15 protein-coding genes are annotated in these 14,977 nt (G+C 68.2%); 1 reads left to right on the top strand and 14 read right to left on the bottom strand.

Features of this window, described 5'->3' with window-relative positions:
- The 9 genes from ACWAUG_RS07015 to ACWAUG_RS07055 form a co-directional block, all read right to left on the bottom strand.
- On the bottom strand, positions 1-1,317 hold the full coding sequence (locus ACWAUG_RS07015; protein WP_460801971.1) for a cytochrome P450: 1,317 nt from the start codon (positions 1,315-1,317) through the stop codon (positions 1-3).
- 88 nt (positions 1,318-1,405) lie between these two features.
- Positions 1,406-2,230 carry an IclR family transcriptional regulator gene (locus ACWAUG_RS07020; protein WP_460801972.1) on the bottom strand — a complete coding sequence of 275 codons (825 nt, stop codon included), beginning with the start codon at positions 2,228-2,230 and terminating at the stop codon, positions 1,406-1,408.
- A gap of 254 nt (positions 2,231-2,484) precedes the next feature.
- A complete protein-coding gene (locus tag ACWAUG_RS07025; RefSeq protein ID WP_460801973.1) occupies positions 2,485-3,189 on the bottom strand; it encodes a substrate-binding domain-containing protein in 705 nt (234 codons plus the stop codon).
- The gene (locus tag ACWAUG_RS07030) at positions 3,186-4,157 is read right to left on the bottom strand and encodes an aldo/keto reductase (RefSeq protein ID WP_460802032.1); all 972 of its coding nucleotides are present in this window, start codon (positions 4,155-4,157) and stop codon (positions 3,186-3,188) included. The genes ACWAUG_RS07025 and ACWAUG_RS07030 overlap by 4 nt, the downstream gene beginning before the upstream one ends.
- The gene (locus ACWAUG_RS07035; protein ID WP_460801974.1) at positions 4,157-5,119 is read right to left on the bottom strand and encodes a Gfo/Idh/MocA family oxidoreductase; all 963 of its coding nucleotides are present in this window, start codon (positions 5,117-5,119) and stop codon (positions 4,157-4,159) included. The genes ACWAUG_RS07030 and ACWAUG_RS07035 overlap by 1 nt, the downstream gene beginning before the upstream one ends.
- A gap of 10 nt (positions 5,120-5,129) precedes the next feature.
- Entirely contained in the window at positions 5,130-6,437 is a 1,308-nt protein-coding gene (locus tag ACWAUG_RS07040; protein WP_460801975.1) for a protocatechuate 4,5-dioxygenase subunit alpha/beta, read from the bottom strand.
- An 11-nt stretch (positions 6,438-6,448) separates the two neighbouring features.
- The gene (locus ACWAUG_RS07045; RefSeq protein WP_460801976.1) at positions 6,449-7,378 is read right to left on the bottom strand and encodes an amidohydrolase family protein; all 930 of its coding nucleotides are present in this window, start codon (positions 7,376-7,378) and stop codon (positions 6,449-6,451) included.
- Positions 7,379-7,381: 3 nt separating this feature from the next.
- Entirely contained in the window at positions 7,382-8,074 is a 693-nt protein-coding gene (gene ligK / locus ACWAUG_RS07050; protein WP_460801977.1) for a 4-carboxy-4-hydroxy-2-oxoadipate aldolase/oxaloacetate decarboxylase, read from the bottom strand.
- 12 nt (positions 8,075-8,086) lie between these two features.
- A complete protein-coding gene (locus ACWAUG_RS07055; RefSeq protein ID WP_460801978.1) occupies positions 8,087-9,124 on the bottom strand; it encodes an amidohydrolase family protein in 1,038 nt (345 codons plus the stop codon).
- A gap of 106 nt (positions 9,125-9,230) precedes the next feature.
- Between ACWAUG_RS07055 and ACWAUG_RS07060 the strand changes: the two genes are divergently transcribed.
- Positions 9,231-10,139 (top strand): LysR family transcriptional regulator, encoded by a 909-nt coding sequence (locus ACWAUG_RS07060; RefSeq protein ID WP_460801979.1) that lies wholly within the window; start codon positions 9,231-9,233, stop codon positions 10,137-10,139.
- Positions 10,140-10,142: 3 nt separating this feature from the next.
- Here ACWAUG_RS07060 and ACWAUG_RS07065 read toward each other — a convergent pair whose 3' ends face one another.
- The 5 genes from ACWAUG_RS07065 to ACWAUG_RS07085 form a co-directional block, all read right to left on the bottom strand.
- Positions 10,143-10,805 (bottom strand): nucleotidyltransferase domain-containing protein, encoded by a 663-nt coding sequence (locus tag ACWAUG_RS07065; protein WP_460801980.1) that lies wholly within the window; start codon positions 10,803-10,805, stop codon positions 10,143-10,145.
- 227 nt (positions 10,806-11,032) lie between these two features.
- Positions 11,033-12,568 carry an acyl-CoA synthetase gene (locus ACWAUG_RS07070; RefSeq protein ID WP_460801981.1) on the bottom strand — a complete coding sequence of 512 codons (1,536 nt, stop codon included), beginning with the start codon at positions 12,566-12,568 and terminating at the stop codon, positions 11,033-11,035.
- A 39-nt stretch (positions 12,569-12,607) separates the two neighbouring features.
- A complete protein-coding gene (locus tag ACWAUG_RS07075) occupies positions 12,608-13,060 on the bottom strand; it encodes a MaoC family dehydratase (protein WP_460801982.1) in 453 nt (150 codons plus the stop codon).
- A 31-nt stretch (positions 13,061-13,091) separates the two neighbouring features.
- On the bottom strand, positions 13,092-13,973 hold the full coding sequence (locus ACWAUG_RS07080) for an amidohydrolase family protein (RefSeq protein ID WP_460801983.1): 882 nt from the start codon (positions 13,971-13,973) through the stop codon (positions 13,092-13,094).
- A gap of 6 nt (positions 13,974-13,979) precedes the next feature.
- Entirely contained in the window at positions 13,980-14,912 is a 933-nt protein-coding gene (locus ACWAUG_RS07085; protein ID WP_460801984.1) for an SDR family NAD(P)-dependent oxidoreductase, read from the bottom strand.
- Positions 14,913-14,977: the final 65 nt, after the last annotated feature.

Raw genomic sequence — 14,977 nt, forward strand, 5'->3', positions numbered from 1 at the left:
TCAGGCCTCCCAGGTGACGGGAACGGAGAGGGGAACGCGGAACGAGAGGTTCTCGCGGAAGTCGATGTCGGCGCCGTCGACCAGCTGCAGGCCGGGAACGGCGGCGATGGTCTCCTCGAGGGCGATCTTCGCCTGGAGCTTCGCGAGCATGTTGCCCAGGCAGTAATGGATGCCGAACCCGAAGGAGAGGTGATTGCGGGCGTCGCTGCGGGTGATGTCGAAGACCTCGGGGTTCTCGAACACGGCGACATCGCGGTTGGCGGAGCCCATCACGAGGAGCACGTTCGCGCCCTTCGGGATCGCGACTCCGCCGATCTCGGTGTCGGCCAGCGCCCTGCGGCGCCAGGCGACGATCGAGCCGGAGAAACGGAGCACCTCGTCGACCGCACTGGGGATGCGACTGGGGTCGTCGACGAGGTGCTCCCACTGCTCCCGGTGCGACAGCAGGACGCGGATGCAGTTGGCGATCAGCGTCGTGGTCGTCTCATGACCGGCGAACAGCAAGCTGTAGCAGAGCGAGGCGATCTCGTGGTCGGAGATCTCGGCGCCATCACCCTGGGCCGACACGAGGTCGGCGATGAGGTTGTCCCCGCCGGAGTGGTGCGCCTCGGTGACGAGGGCGATGCACTCCTGCCAGTACTCGACGAGGTTGTGCGCATGCGGCACCTGCTCCTCGTCGTCGAGGTTCCCCCACGTCATGGCCGCGCGGGAGTCGGACCAGCGCTTGTACGTCGGCACGAGGGAGGTGTCGACGCCGAGGAGCGTCAGGATCGTGATCGTGGGGATGTCGTAGGCGACCTGCGAGAAAAAGTCGCCGGCGCGGCCGGGGTTCGCGAGCATCTCCTGCAGCGCCTGGCGTGTGTTCTCGCGGATCGTCGGCTCCAGGGCCTTGAAACGGCGCGGGGTGAAGGCGCGCTGGGCGATCGCACGGATGCGGGTGTGCTCCGGAGGCATGCGGGCAGACAGGCCCGAGTAGGCGGTGAAGCCGCCGTCCCGCATAATCTCCGTGGCCTGCGGACCGCGCTCGCGCACCGGGGCCTGGGCGTTCTCGCTCGAGAACGTCTCCCAGTTCTCGAACGTCGACTTCACGTCCTCGTAGCGGGTGACCACCCAGCAGTCGATGCGCTCGTCGTACATGACCGGCTCATTCGCGCGCAGCTCGGCATAGGCGGGGAACGGGTCCTTCAGGTCGAAGGGCTCGTAGCCGTGGTGGGAGCCGGCCTCGACCGCTCCGGTCGTGGCGGCCGCGCTGTGGTCTACCGGACAGCCTGCTGCGGCTGCGGCTGCTGCTCGTGCTTCGGTGAGCGAGAGGGCCATGACGACTCCTTCGTGTCTGCGCCTGTGGTTTTGGTAGTTCCGGCGGCCCGCGTCATGTGCGGGTGGGCCGCCGGAACGTGTCACTCATCTAACGCCGGGTCTCCGCCTCGGGGTCGCTACCCTTCCGTCCAGTGGAAGCCGGTTGCCGCAGCGACTGCAGCGGGAAGTGCCCCACGCTCGCCTCGATGCGGCGGGCGATGCCGCGCAGTGCCGGCAGATGCCGCTCGATCGAGGTCGCGGCATCCGTCGTCGTGACCAACCCCAGAGCGGCCCCGACGAGCCCGTTCTGGAAGACGGGAACCGCGATCGACGTCGCCCCGATGCGCGTCTCATCGACCGTCGTCGCGAAGCTTCGGGTGCGCACGACGGCGAGCTCGGCGCGCAGTGCATCCGGATCGACATGCGTCAGCGGCGTCCGGCTCTCCAGGGGCCGGGAGATGATCGCCTCCCGCACCCACGGCTCCTCGAACGCGAGCAGCACCTTGCCGACCGCCGTCGCATGCAGCGGCAGACGCCCGCCCACCCGTGAGGCCTGCGGGACCCTGCGCGTGCCGTAAACGCGGTCGATGTAGAGGGCCTCGGCGCGCTCGCGCACCGCGATGTGCACCGTCTCCTGGGTCAGCGTGAACAGGTCCTGCAGCAGCGGACGGGCGATCTCCCGCACCTGCCGCCCGGCATGCTGGCCCAGCTCCCACAGCCGCAGGCCGATCTGGTAGCGGCCGTTCGCATCGCGCTGCAGGGCGCCCCAGCTCTCGAGCTCGCCGACCAGGCGGTGAGTGGTGCTCAACGGCAATCCGGTCTCGGTGCTGATCTCGCTCAGACTTCGCGCCGCGAGCGAGCGCTCGAACAGCTCGAGGATCATCAGCACGCGCCCTGTGACGCTCTGCCCCGGTTGGGACGTACGACCAGCCATCGGCCACCCCCTCGTGACACTTCCGGTGAGTGGAAGTGTACGCCGGAGAGGTGACGCGGTCGAGAGGCGCTTCGGCGCCGCTGCGCCGCTGCCCGGTCATCCGGCCGCCGCCCGTCGCGCCGGCTCTACCCGTCACCCCGCTGCACAACTCAGGAGAAACACCGGCATCGGCGGGTTGCTGCGACCTCAGATCACGGAACCGCGGAAAATCTCCGGAGTTATGCGAGGCGGCGTGCGCGCAGGGAGAAAGCGGGTCAGTCCCCCGGAACCCCGAAGGCGTGCTGCGTCTTGATGGGCGCGACGGCCGCCGAGGCGAAGAAGGCCAGCAGCGCGCGGGCGCGATCCGGGTCGGCGGATGCCGCGGCCACTGCACCGGAGAACACGGTGTCGATCGCCGCATCGGCCGGCATCACGCCGAGGATGCGCACGCCCGGCTGGCCGACGAGCTCGCTGAGCTGCTGGAAGCCGAGGTCGACGTCGCCGGCGGCGAGGGATGCCGCCACGGGGATACCGGGCTTCGCCTGGACGAGACGGCCCTCCAGCTCCTCGGCGAGACCCCAGTCGGAGATCATCTGCACGAGCGCGGTGCCGCTGGGACCGGTCGAATAGCCGATCCTTCCGGCGACGCGCAGCGCCTCGCGCAGTTCCTCCACGCCGGCGAAAGCCGGCCCCTCGGGCCGTGCCGCCGGCTCCCCCGAACCGGACGGCACGGCCACGGCCACCTGCGACAGCACCAGGGGTGCGATCGTCGCAGAGTCCACATGCCCGGCATCGGCGAGCTTCTTCAGCGCACCGGATGCCAGGAAGACCAGGTCGAATGCTTCGCCGTCGGCGACGCGGGATGCCGCGTCCACTCCCCCGACGGATTCGACGTCGATACGCGCCAGCCCGGTCGCCTCGGCTGCGGCGGTCAGGTCCGCGAGCACGTGGCGGGTCGCCATCGACGAGATCGCCCTCATGCGGCGTCCTCGAAGGTCTCGGCGTCGACCTCGCCCGTCGCCCGGGCGGCGTAGCGCGGACCGGAGACGGTGTCGTGGTTGATGAGCTCGCCGGCGCGGGCGAGCAGTTCGGCGTCGACGGCGAGGGATGCCGCGGCCTGGTTCTCGATCGCATGATCGAGGCTCGTCGTCCCGGGGATCGGCACGACGTGGTCGCCGCGCGAGAGCAACCAGATGAGCGACAGCTGCGCCGGCGTCACCCCCGCCTCGGCGGCGAGCTCCCGCCAGGCGGGCAGAAGCGCGGCGTTGCGGGGCCAGTGCTCGGCGCCGAAGCGCGGCATCGGCCGACGGATGTCCTTCTCGACCAGCTGCGTCGGATCCCCGACGCTGTCGCTGAGGAATCCGCGCCCCACCGGCGAGAACGCCACGAGCGCGACGCCATCGGCAGCCGTCGCCTCGAGCATCGCGATCTCGGCGTTACGGGTCCACAGCGAGTACTCGTTCTGCACGGCGGCGATCGGGGCGACCGCCTGCGCCTCGCGCAGACGCTCGACCGAGACCTCGCTCAGGCCGATCGCGCCGATCTTGCCGGCCGCCACCGCCTCGACGAGCGCCCCCACGCTCTCGGCGATCGGCACGGACTTGTCCCACCGGTGCAGGTAGTACAGGTCGATGTGGTCGACGCCGAGGCGCGACAGCGAAGCATCCACCTGGGCTGCGACGGTCTCGGGGCGCCCGTCGATGACGCGCTCCCCGTCGACGATCGCCATACCGCCCTTGCTCGCCAGCACGACCTCATCGCGGCGCCCCTGCAGGGCGCGGCCGACGAGCTCCTCGTTGCGGCCGCCGCCGTAGAGGGTGGCGGTGTCCAGATGCGTCACGCCCGCATCGAGCGCGCCGCGCAGCACCGCCAGCCCCTCCTCCGGCGTCGGCGGAACGCCGTACGCGTGGCTGAGGTTCATGCATCCGAGACCCAGGCGGGGAAGCATCACGCGAGCTGCTCCTCCAGCTCGCCGAGCACCCGGTAGCAGTCGATGACCTGGCGGATCGACGAGTTCGGCTCGCGGCCCTCGCGGATCGCGGCGATGAACTCGCGGTCCTGCAACTCGATGCCGTTCATGCTGACAGCGACGTTCGAGACGTCGATCTGCTCTTCCTTGCCGTCGAACAGGTCGTCGTAGCGGGCGATGTAGGTCGCCGTGTCGCCGATGTAGCGGAAGAACGTCCCGAAGGGGCCTTCGTTGTTGAACGACAGCGACAGGGTGCAGATCGCGCCCGTCTCGCTCTTGAGGAGGATGCCCATGTCCATCGCGATGCCCAGATCCGGGTGGATCGGGCCCTGGATCGCGTGCGCCTCGACGATCCTGCCCGCCTGGTAGGCGAACAGGTCGACCGTGTGCGCGGCGTGATGCCAGAGCAGGTGGTCGGTCCAGCTGCGCGCCTCGCCCTTCGCGTTCGTGTTCGTGCGGCGGAAGAAGTACGTCTGCACATCCATCTGCTGCACGTGGAACTCATCGGCCTGGATGCGGTTGTGCACGAGCTGGTGCGAGGGGTTGAACCGGCGCGTGTGGCCGACCATCGCGACGAGCTTCGACTGCTCCGCGAGCTCTGCGACCTCGAGCGTCTTCTGCGCATCCGCCCACGAGTCCGCCAGCGGGATCTCGACCTGCACGTGCTTGCCCGCGGCGAGCACCGCCTGCGTCTGGCTCGCGTGCAGACCCGTCGGGGTGGCGAGGATGACGGCATCCACATCATCGCGCTCGAGCACGGCGTCCAGGCCCACGACCGCGTTCGGCACGCCGTACTCGGCGGCGACGGCATCCGCCTTCTCTTGGGAGGTGGCGGCGACGACCGTCACCTCCGCGTCTTCGATGTTCGCGAGCCCGTCGAGGTGCTTCTTGCCGAAGGCGCCGTTGGCGCCGACGACGGCGATGCGGATCTTGTCAGTCATGGGGATCTCCTCAGACGTTCGGGTTGCTCAGGACCAGGTGGCCGACGGCGGTGTTGGATGCCGGGACGTGGTAGAACCGGTGGTCGACGGTCGGCGCATCGCCGTCGAACTGGTCATCCATCGCACCGCGCGCGATCAGCCAGTCGACGAGCTCGATGCCCTCGGAGCCCGCCTCGTCGACGTACTCCATGTGCGGCCACTCGGTGAGCCCCTTGGGGTCGGCGATCAGGTGGTCGAGGAAGGCGTTGTCCCATTCCTCGTTGATGAGGCCGGCGCGCGGACCCTGCAGCTGGTGGCTCATGCCGCCGGTGCCCCAGATCTGCACGTTCAGCTCCTCGCCGTCCCACTTGTCGATCGCGCGGCGCAGCGCCTTGCCCAGCTCGTAGCAGCGGCGGCCCGAGGGAACCGGGTACTGCACGACGTTGACCGCGAGCGGGATGACCCGGACGGGCCACTTCTCATCGGGACCGAGCTCACCGTAGACGAGAGACAGCGGGACGGTCAGGCCGTGGTCGACGACCATCTCGTTGACGAGCGTGAGGTCGAAGTCGTCCTGGATGATCGACTGCGCGAGGTGCGCGGCGAACTCCGGGTAGCCCTGGACGTCCGGCACCGGGCGGGGGCCGTAGCCCTCATCGGCGACGGGGTACTCGGCGCCCGTGCCCAGCACGAACGTCGGGATGATCGAGGCGTCGAACGCGGTCGCGTGGTCGTTGTAGACGAGGATCACGACGTCGGGGGCGTTCTCCTTGGCCCACTGACGGGTCCAGGTGTAGCCGTCGAAGACCTTCTTCCAGTACGGCTCCTCGGTCTTTCCGAGGTCCATGGCCGCACCGATCGCGGGAACGTGCGAGGTGAACAGCGCCGAGGTGTACTTGGCCGGAGCATCCGGGCGCACCGTCGTCGCCTTCTCGGTCGACGGCGGGGTCCAGCCGTCGAGGTCCTTCAGACGCGCGCCCTCGGGGCGACGGCCGCCGCCGACCATCATGTCGCGGTAGGCCGCCTCGCTCATGCCGGTCATGGAACCAGCCATCTGCTGGAAGCTCAGCCCGTGCGTCGCACCGATCTTCGACAGGAAGTAGATGTTGCCGCCCTCGGCGATCATCGTGTTCAGGTCCATGTCGAGCACGGCCTGGCGCTGCACCGGGGTCAGCGGCCATTCATCGAGGTAGGCGGCCTGATCGGCGAGGAAGCGCTCGCGGTTCTCGGGCTTCATGAGCGACATCGAGAACTGGTTGAGGTGGTAGCCCTTGCGCGCCTGCTCGGCGTCGTAGATCGTCGTGCCGGGAATGTCCTTGTACGGCTTGTCGAGTGCCATGATGCTCTCCTTCAGTCTGCCCAGTAGAGGCGGAGCGGGTTGTCGACGAGCAGCTTCTGCTGAAGCTCGGGGGTCGTCGCGATCCGCGGGATGTAGTCGACCAGCAGCCCGTCATCGGGCATGTGGTCCTTGAGGTTGGGGTGGGGCCAGTCGGTGCCCCAGAGGACGCGGTCGGGGAACTCCTCGACCACGCGCCGGGCGAACGGCACGACGTCGTCGTAGGCCTGCTGTTCGCCGTCGAGGGCGCGGGGACCGGCGACGCTGAGCCGCTCGGGGCACGACACCTTGGTCCACACGTTGGGGTTCTCGCGCATGAAGCGCAGGAAGAGCTCGAACTCCTCGCCGTCGGCATCCTTCGTGACATCGGGGCGACCCATGTGGTCGACGACGACATCGGTCGGGATGCTGGAGAAGAAGTCGTAGAGATCGGGGAGGTCCTCGGCCTCAAAGTAGATGACCACGTGCCATCCGAGAGGAGCGATCTTCTCGACGATCTCCAAGAGGGAGTCGGTGGGGACACGATCGACGAGGCGCTTGACGAAGTTGAAGCGCACACCGCGCACACCAGCCGCGTGCAGTTCGGCGAGCTCGGCGTCGGTCACGTCGCGGCGCACCGTGGCGACGCCGCGGGCACGGCCCTCGCTGCGGTTCAGCGCGTCCACGAGCGCCCGGTTGTCGGCGCCGTGGCAGGTGGCCTGCACGATCACGTTGCGGTCGAAGCCGAGCTGGTCGCGCAGCGCGAACAGCTGCTCTGCCGAGGCGTCGCACGGCGTGTACTTGCGCTCAGGGGCGTAGGGGAACTCGGCTCCGGGCCCGAAGACGTGGCAGTGCGCGTCGACGGCGCCGGCGGGCAGCGCGAACGTCGGCTTCGTCGGCCCGTCGTACCAGTCGAGCCAACCCGGAGTCTTCTCGAAGGGGCCGGTGGTGTCGCCGTGCGCCATCGCTCAGTCCTCCACGTACTCGAGGCCGGCCTTCGCCAGCGGCTCGCGCATCCCGTAGATGTCGAGGCCGAGAACGCCGTCGCGGAACTTCTCGCGCTTGGCCTCCTCGTTGTCCTCGCGCTTCTGGCTGGCATCCGCCACCGCGCCCACGAGCTCACGGGGTACGACCACGACGCCGTCGACATCGGCGACGACCACATCGCCCGGGTTGACCAGGGCGTTGGCGGCGACGACGGGGATGTTGACCGAGCCGAGGGTCGCCTTGACGGTGCCCTTGGAGTTGATCGCCCGGGAGAAGACCGGGAAGCCCATCTTCTCGAGGTCCTCGACATCGCGGACGCCGCCGTCGATGACGAGGCCCTTGCAGCCGCGCGCCGTGAGGGAGGTGGCCAGCAGGTCGCCGAAGAAACCGTCCTCGCTCTCGGTCGTACAGCCGGCGACGATCACATCGCCCTCCTGCACCTGCTCGGCGGCGACGTGGAACATCCAGTTGTCACCGGGCTGCAGCAGCACCGTCACGGCCGGGCCGCACAGCTTCGCGCCCTTCCAGACCGGTCGGATGTAGGGGCGCATGAGGCCGACGCGGCCCATCGCCTCGTGGATCGTGGCGACACCGAACTTCGACAGACGCGCGACGTCGTCAGGGTCGGGGCGCTGGATGTTCGTGTGGACGACTCCGAGGTTGTTCAAACGCATGATCTCTCCTTCTCAGAGGCCGCGCGCGGTCAGGGCACGGTCGAGGCGGGGGTACACGCGACGCGCGTTGCCCTCGTAGACCTGCTGACGCTGCGCGTCGGTGAAGTTGGCGGTGGCGTCGACATAGCGCTTCGTGTCATCGAAGTAGTGGCCGGTGCGCGGGTCGATGTCACGCACCGCGCCGATCATCTCGCTCGCGAAGAGCACGTTGTCGACGGGGACGATGTTCGTCAGCAGATCGATGCCCGGCTGGTGGTAGACGCAGGTGTCGACGAAGACGTTGTTCCAGATGTACTCCTCGAGCTCCGGCTTGCCCAGGGCCATCGCGAGGCCCCGGAAACGGCCCCAGTGATAGGGGATCGCGCCGCCGCCGTGCGGGATGACGAGCTTGAGGTCGGGGAAGTCGCGGAACAGCGTGTCGCCGCCGCGGATGAGCTGCATGAACGCCGTCGTGTCGGCGTTGAGGTAATGGTCGCCCGTCGTGTGCATGACGTTCGGCATGCAGGTGGAGCTGACGTGGATCATCGCCGGGATCTCGTACTCGACGAGTTTCTCGTACAGCGGGTACCAGGAGCGGTCGGTGATCGCCGGGGCGGTCCAGCGGCCGGCCGAGGGGTCGGGGTTGATGTTGACGGTGACGGCGCCGAGCTCCTCGACCGCGCGGACGAGCTCGGGGATGCTGGTGGCCGGGTCCTCGCCCGGGGACTGCGGTAGCATCGCGCCCATGAGGAAGCGCTCGGGGAACAGCTGACTGACACGGGCGACGAGGTCGTTGCACATGCGTGCCCACGTCTTGCTGACCTCGAGGTCGCCGATGTGGTGCGCCATGAACGAGGCGCGCGGGCTGAAGACGGTGATGTCGCTGCCGCGCTCGTTCATGAGCTTGAGCTGGTTGTTCTCGATGCTCTCGCGGATCTGATCGTCGCTGACCGAGAGCGACGCGGGATCGGGGGCCGTGCCCTCGCCCTTCGCGAAGGCGACCTGCAGATCGCGCCAGGCTCCGACCGGGGCGGGAGCGGTGGTGTAGTGGCCGTGGATGTCGATGATCAACGCGTGTCGTCCTTGTCACTCGGAGGCTGTTGCTCATGACTCTAAGACGGACCATGTATATAGTCCAATAGATAAAGAGGTCTTCATATATAGAGGAGTTCGATACATGTCGCTGGCTGACCTGAACCAGTTGCGCACCTTCGTCGTGCTCTACGAACTGCGCAGCGTCACCGCCGCCGCCGAACGCCTGCACGTCACCCAGCCCACCGTCAGCTACACCCTGCGCCGACTGCGCGAACGCTTCGGAGACGACCTGTTCCGCCGTGAAGGCAACGACATGGTCCCCACGGGAAAGGCCACCGCCCTGTTCGGCCCGCTGCACGAGGCCCTCGCCCAGATCGACGAGACGGTGAGCGACCCCGAGGCCTTCGAGCCCTCCGGCTTCAGCGGCGAACTCGCCCTCGGCCTCACCTCGATCGGCGAGCAGACCTTCCTGCCTCCCATCATGTCGGCGCTCGCCCGCGAAGCATCCAGCCCTCACCTCCAGGTCGAACGCCTCGACTCCGACCAGGTCGAGGACGGCCTCATCCGCGGCACCATCGACCTCGCCATGACCGTCTCCATGATCGGCAGCCCGCGCCTGTGGCGCACCCACGTGCGTGCGGTCGAGTACGTCGCGCTGTCCTCCGCGGAGCATCCGCTGCCCGAGACCGGACCCGACATGTTCCTCGGACGCCACTTCGTGCGCGTCTCCGCCCGCGGCGGACACGTCTTCCCCCTGCAAGCGCTCACCGAGCACGGCCTCATGCCGCAGGTCTCGCTCACCGTCGAGGAATACGCCACCGTGCCCGCCGTGCTGCAGGCCACCGACCTCGTCGTGCTCCTCCCCCGCCACGTCGCCGAGGTCTTCAGCGGCTGGTTCCAAGGGCTCAGCATCGCCGACCTGCCCTGGCCCGCCCAGTCGACCCCCGTCTCGCTCTACACACGACGGGAGGCGAGCCTGTCGCCGGCACAGCGCTGGTTCCGCTCCGTGGTGCGCGAAGCCGTCACCACCGACGAGTACCGAAGAGGGTAGGCGTCAGGCCTTCTTCTTGTTCCAGCTGGCCTTCGCGGGGGCGAACGGGCTGCGGATGTGGATCGACCACGTCGAGTGCGGGTGGATGCGCAGCAGCGCCGTCTCGTAGAACGCAACGGCTTCTTCCGCGAGGGTCGGCAGCACGGCATCCTTGTCGATCGTGTCCTCGGGGCGCGGACGCAGCGCCTTCCAGACGAGCTGCACCTCTGGCGCACCCGTGGGAATGCCATTGACATCGATCACCGCCCGCTCCCACGGCAGCGTCAACCGCGGGTCGCGCTTGTACACCCACGCGCGCGGCGCGCCATCCTCGGCGTTGATCTGCAGAACCCAGACGTTCTGCGCATCATCACGGACGAGGACCGGCTGCAGATCCGCGTCGGCCGGAGCCTCCGCGAACGGGATGAGCTCGTCGTCGTCATCGCCCGCACCCGGCGCCCACGCGCTGAGCCCCTCGGGAAGTGCCGCCACGAGCGCGGCGAGGTCACGAGCCACGACGCTCACGTCGATGTTCGTGCGCTCGCGGATCTGCCGGCCGAGCACACGATCGAGCGCCGCGCCGCCGGAGAGCCACCAGCGCACATCCGCCGCGCCGAGCGCCTCGGCTACCTGCTCAGCGGTCAGCGGCACCCACGGCAACGCCGAGGAAGTGAGGGAAGACGACATGTCTCGAGGCTACCTCCCGACGATGCGGCCTTCGTCTCGACGAGAGCCCCGCACCCCGCCTCGGCCCGCCGAGCCCCACCCCGCCTCGCAGCGCACAACTCAGGAGAATCTTCCCGAAACGACGTCGCGCGACCCCAGATCACCCCGACCCACACAGAATCTCCTGAGTTGTGCACGTGGGCGGGGTCGGGCTGGCCCCAGTCCAGCCCGACCCCGCCCGTCCCGGATCAGACCGGCAGCGACGTGAACTTCGCGCGCAGATCGACCTTGCGCACCTTGCCGCTCGCCGTCCGCGGCAGCTCGTCGACGAAGACGACGCCCTTCGGCACCTTGTACTTCGCCAGCTGCGGTGCGACATGGGTGATGATCTCGTCCCCGGTGATCGCACTGCCCGGCACGGGCATGACGACGGCGAGGGGCACCTCTCCCCATCGTTCGTCCGGCACGCCGATGACCGCGACGGATGCGACTTCGGCGAGCCCCATGATGAGCTGCTCGATCTCGGCCGGGTAGATGTTCTCCCCGCCGGAGATGATCATGTCCTTGAGCCGGTCGCTGATGTAGAGGTAACCCTCATCATCGAGGTGCCCGACATCACCGGAGCGGAACCACGCGCCGTCCCATGCCTCCGCCGCGACATCAGGGCGATTCCAGTACTCGGTGATGACGTTCGGCCCGGCGATCTGAATCTCTCCGGAGACCCCGGCATCGACCGGGCGGCCCGCATCATCGACCACGCGCACCTCGGTGAAGAAGTGCGCGAGGCCGGCGGATCCCACGTGCGCGGCCGACTTGCGAGCCGGCAGCGCTGTGGCGCCCGGGGCCGTCTCGGTCAGGCCGTATCCGATCGAGAAGCTCATCCCGCGCTGCTCGAAGGCGTCGACGGTGCGGTCGGGGATGCTCGATCCGCCGCAGGTCAGGCGGCGAACCGTCGACATGTCCGTCTCGGCCCAGGCGGGATGCTCCGCGAGCATCTGATAAGTGGTGGGGACGCCCGAGAGCCCGGTGACGCCGTGCTCCTGCACGGCTGCGAGCACCGCGGCCGGGTCGAAGCGTTCGTGCAGCACGAGCGCTCCGCCCTTCAGCAACCCGGGCAGCGCCCCCATGCTGAGGGATGCGACGTGGAACATGGGCGCGATCATCAGCGACACATCGGTCGAGGTGACGTCGTAGTCGACGATGACGTTCAGGGCGTTCCAGGTCAGGTTGCCGTGTGTGAGCACTGCCCCCTTGGGCCGCCCGGTGGTTCCGGACGTGTAAAGGATCATGGCCGCGTCGTCGAAGGTCACCGGTGTGGAGGGCAGCACGGTGCTGGGGGTGTCTGCGAGGACGTCATCGATCGATTCGACCGGGGGCAGTTCTGCGGGGCCGTCGATCACGATGCGGTGCACGACGGCGGTCTCCCAGGCGGCGGCTCGCGCCAGTTCGCGCTGCGATTGATGGAGCACCAGCACCGCCGCCCCGGAGTCCTGGATCTGGAACTGCAGCTCGCGGGCCGCCAGCCGCGTGTTCAGTGGGACGAAGACCGCTCCGAGCGATCCGCACGCGAAGAAGGTCGTCAGGAAGTCCGGATGGTTGTCGCCGACGTAGGCGACGCGATTCCCCGCACCGACTCCGCGCTCCTGCAGCGCGTTGGCGAATCGGGCGATCCTGTCGGCGAACTCGTCATAGGTGTACGAGATGTCCCCGTAGACGATCGCTGTCTCACCGGCCGACTTGATGCGTCGACGCTCGATCCACGTTCCCAGACCTTGATTTTCCACGTTGCGACTTCCTTGTTGCGTGCGGGTGTCTTCTGTTGTTCAGGCGTAGAAGCGCTGCAGGCTCCGTGCGACGACGGCGGGCTTGGTGCCGCCTTCGCTCTCGATCGTCACGTCGACGGCGAACTGGTAGCCGCCGGGGATCTCGGTGACCTCGGCGATGGCGGCCGTGGCGCGGACCCGGGTGCCGGCCTTCACGGGCGAGACGAAGCGCACCTTGTCGAGGCCGTAGTTGACCTTGGTGGTCACGCCCTCGACGTCGAGCAGCGATTCCCACAGCGGGATGAGCAACGACAGGGTGAGGAACCCGTGGGCGATCGGCGCCCCGAACGGGCCGGCCTGGGCGCGTTCCGGATCGGTGTGGATCCACTGGTGGTCGTCCGTCGCGTCGGCGAAGGTGTTGATCCGGCCCTGGGTGATGTCGATCCACTCGGATGGTCCGAGTTCGGTGCCCACCAGGGTGGGGAGATCGGCGTAGGCGACGGTGGTGGTCATGGCGATGGGCCTTTCTTCGAGGACGGGAGGGTCAGGACAGGCCGAGCAGCCGTGCGGCGTTGTCCTTGAGGATGCCGGGCAGCACTTCCGGTTTGAAACCGGCGTGCTCGGAGTCGGCCATCCAGCGGTCGGGGGTGATCATCGGGAAGTCGGAGCCGAAGAGGATGCGTTTCTTCAGCAGCGAGTTGGCGTATCGGACGAGCTCTTTCGGGAAGTACTTCGGGCTCCATCCCGACAGGTCGATCCAGGTGTTGTGCTTGTGGGTCGCCACCGAGAGCGCTTCGTCCTGCCAGGGCACCGAGGGGTGGGCCATGATGATCTGCAGGTCTCCGAAGTCGGCGGCGACGCCGTCGAGCAGCATGGGGTTCGACAGAGCGAGCTTCAGCCCGCGCCCGCCGCGCATGCCTGCGCCGATTCCGGTCTGCCCGGTGTGGAACAGCGCCACGACACCGGCGTCCTGCAGCGTCTCGTACAGCGGGTAGTGCTGTTCGTCGCTGGGGTCGAAGTTCTGCACCGTGGGGTGGAACTTGAAGCCTCGGACTCCGGATTCCTCGATCAGTCGCGCGGCTCGGTCGACGGCATCCGGGCGGTTCGGGTCGACGGAGCCGAACGGGATGAGGACGTCGGCGTTGTCGGCCGCGCCCCGGGCGATCTCCTCGCTGGAGACGGGAGGGTGATCGAGGAACGTCTCGGCATCGACGGTGAAGACGACGGCGGCCATTCTTCGTTCGCGGTAGTACGCCGCGACGCTGTCGAGGTCGGGGCGCGGGCCGTCTGTCGAGAAGTACCTGGATGCCGCTTCGGAGAGGTCGTCCGGCAGGGAGTTGTGCCCGTGGCCGTCGTCTTCGATGTGGACGTGCACATCGATGGCCTCGATCTGATCGAGGTCGATCGCGGGTTCGTAGCGCGTCATCGGATGCTACTTCGCCGGTGCGGGCGGCTGGAGCTCGTCGGGAAGCGGTGCGAATTTCTCGCCGACGGGCTGGATGCTGGCGACGAACAGCTCGGCCCCGCGGGTCTGGAGATCCTCGATCTTCCAGCCGCCATCGGCGTATTCGGTGGCGACGGGTTCCGGGTGCGACCACACCTGGAGGCGGTCGCCGCCGACGCCGATCGCCTGACCGGTGATGGCGGATGCTGCATCCGAGGCCAGGTAGGCGACCAGGGGTGCGACGTCACCGGCACCGCCGAAGCCGACGTCCTTGCGGAAGAACTCGGGCATCGGCTCGCCGTTGCGGTCCGCTTCGACCGCTGCGTGGAAGTAGGGCACGGTGGCGGTCATGGCGGTGGCGGCGACGGGGATGATCGCGTTGACCGTGATGCCGGCCTTCTTGAGCTCGAGCGCCCAGGTGCGAACCATGCCGACGATGCCGGCCTTGGCTGCGGCGTAGTTGGTCTGTCCGAAGTTGCCGCGCTGCCCGGTGGGCGAGCCGATCGTGATGATGCGGCCGGCGACGCCGTTCTCGCGCATGTAGGTGGCGGCTTCGCGAACGCAGGTGAACGTGCCCCGCAGGTGCACGTTGATGACGAGGTCGAAGTCCTCGTCGCTCATCTTCCACAGCACGGTGTCGCGCAGCACGCCGGCGTTGGTGACGAGGATGTCCAGGCCGCCGAACTCGTCGACAGCGGCCTGCACGAGAGCCTTCGCCGTTTCCGTCGATCCGACGGGCGCCACCACCGCGGTGGCTCTGCCGCCGGCGTCGACGATCGTGGCGACGGCATCCGCTGCGGTCTGCGCGTCGACGTCGTTGATGACGACGGATGCTCCGTTCCGTGCGAGCTCCTGGGCGTAGGCCAGGCCGAGACCACGGCCGGATCCGGTGACGATGGCGACTTTGCCTTCAAGCGTCATGCTTACTCCTTCGTAGGTGACATGATCAGATCACATAATCATTGGATTCGTCAACTATTGAGATT

The organism is Microbacterium sp. GXF6406 (assembly GCF_054798215.1).

Excerpts from the sequence above, each read along its gene's own strand:
- ACWAUG_RS07015 (WP_460801971.1), bottom strand. The coding sequence starts at position 1,317 with ATGGCCCTCTCGCTCACCGAAGCACGAGCAGCAGCCGCAGCCGCAGCA.
- ACWAUG_RS07020 (WP_460801972.1), bottom strand. The coding sequence starts at position 2,230 with ATGGCTGGTCGTACGTCCCAACCGGGGCAGAGCGTCACAGGGCGCGTG.
- ACWAUG_RS07025 (WP_460801973.1), bottom strand. The coding sequence starts at position 3,189 with ATGAGGGCGATCTCGTCGATGGCGACCCGCCACGTGCTCGCGGACCTG.
- ACWAUG_RS07030 (WP_460802032.1), bottom strand. The coding sequence starts at position 4,157 with ATGCTTCCCCGCCTGGGTCTCGGATGCATGAACCTCAGCCACGCGTAC.
- ACWAUG_RS07035 (WP_460801974.1), bottom strand. The coding sequence starts at position 5,119 with ATGACTGACAAGATCCGCATCGCCGTCGTCGGCGCCAACGGCGCCTTC.
- ACWAUG_RS07040 (WP_460801975.1), bottom strand. The coding sequence starts at position 6,437 with ATGGCACTCGACAAGCCGTACAAGGACATTCCCGGCACGACGATCTAC.
- ACWAUG_RS07045 (WP_460801976.1), bottom strand. The coding sequence starts at position 7,378 with ATGGCGCACGGCGACACCACCGGCCCCTTCGAGAAGACTCCGGGTTGG.
- ligK (WP_460801977.1), bottom strand. The coding sequence starts at position 8,074 with ATGCGTTTGAACAACCTCGGAGTCGTCCACACGAACATCCAGCGCCCC.
- ACWAUG_RS07060 (WP_460801979.1), top strand. The coding sequence starts at position 9,231 with ATGTCGCTGGCTGACCTGAACCAGTTGCGCACCTTCGTCGTGCTCTAC.
- ACWAUG_RS07065 (WP_460801980.1), bottom strand. The coding sequence starts at position 10,805 with ATGTCGTCTTCCCTCACTTCCTCGGCGTTGCCGTGGGTGCCGCTGACC.
- ACWAUG_RS07075 (WP_460801982.1), bottom strand. The coding sequence starts at position 13,060 with ATGACCACCACCGTCGCCTACGCCGATCTCCCCACCCTGGTGGGCACC.
- ACWAUG_RS07080 (WP_460801983.1), bottom strand. The coding sequence starts at position 13,973 with ATGACGCGCTACGAACCCGCGATCGACCTCGATCAGATCGAGGCCATC.
- ACWAUG_RS07085 (WP_460801984.1), bottom strand. The coding sequence starts at position 14,912 with ATGACGCTTGAAGGCAAAGTCGCCATCGTCACCGGATCCGGCCGTGGT.